This window comes from Bacillus sp. Nf3 (genome assembly GCF_003028545.1).
GTDB classification, from domain to species: Bacteria; Bacillota; Bacilli; order Bacillales; family Bacillaceae; genus Bacillus; species Bacillus safensis.
This window is the reverse complement of sequence record NZ_PYUA01000024.1, coordinates 1-829: the sequence shown is the minus strand read 5'-3', so window position 1 is coordinate 829 and position 829 is coordinate 1. Positions and strand designations below refer to the sequence as shown.

Here is an 829-nt window from a genome sequence, read left to right as displayed (position 1 = left end):
ACCGCCGACCCTCTGCTTGTAAGGCAGATGCTCTCCCAGCTGAGCTAATCCTCCACTATGCAGGAATCTCTCGATCCGACAAAGATTATTATATACAGGTTTTAATCATTTGTAAAGGCTATATTAAAAAAATTTTATTTCAATTTTCATTGCGTATTTCTTTTAACAAATGATCGTCATATCACCTATTCATACAGCTGCTGTTCAACGTTCAGCAGCTGAACTTTCTCTCCTCTATATTCTCTTTAAAAACGTTCAATTCCTTCAGAAATATTAACAGTCTCTCATTTTTATACTTTAATAATATAGGTATCTCTTTAGACGTAAAGCATTTATAGAAATCGAATAGACTTACACATCTTCAATTTAATTAAAGATATATGGAGTGCCCCTATATAAGCTCATACTCTGTCTCTCTATTGTTTTGTATAGATAAGATTTTATGCCATGGACATCTTTAGGTTCAAGTGTTTCACATGCTTCGCTTGGACATAAGAAGGTGCGACGATCTTTCATCAAACAAATGGAATGAGATAAAGTATGATGCATGAACCTCAATCAGCACAAAAAAGACCAGTTCCGACTGGAACTGATCCTGATAGAAGCTTGGCGGCGTCCTACTCTCACAGGGGGAAACCCCCAACTACCATCGGCGCTGAAGAGCTTAACTTCCGTGTTCGGTATGGGAACGGGTGTGACCTCTTCGCTATCGCCACCAAACCTGATGGAGAGAATGTTCTCTCAAAACTAGATAACAATGTTCATGTTTCACATTAGAATATAGGTTAAGTCCTCGATCTATTAGTATCTGTCAGCTCCACGTGTCACC

Annotated in this window: 1 rRNA gene; it reads right to left on the bottom strand. The window is 38.6% G+C overall.

Going from position 1 to position 829, the window contains the following annotated elements:
- Nucleotides 1-604 precede the first annotated feature (604 nt).
- A 5S ribosomal RNA gene (gene rrf / locus C9414_RS19300) occupies nucleotides 605-720 on the bottom strand.
- Nucleotides 721-829: the final 109 nt, after the last annotated feature.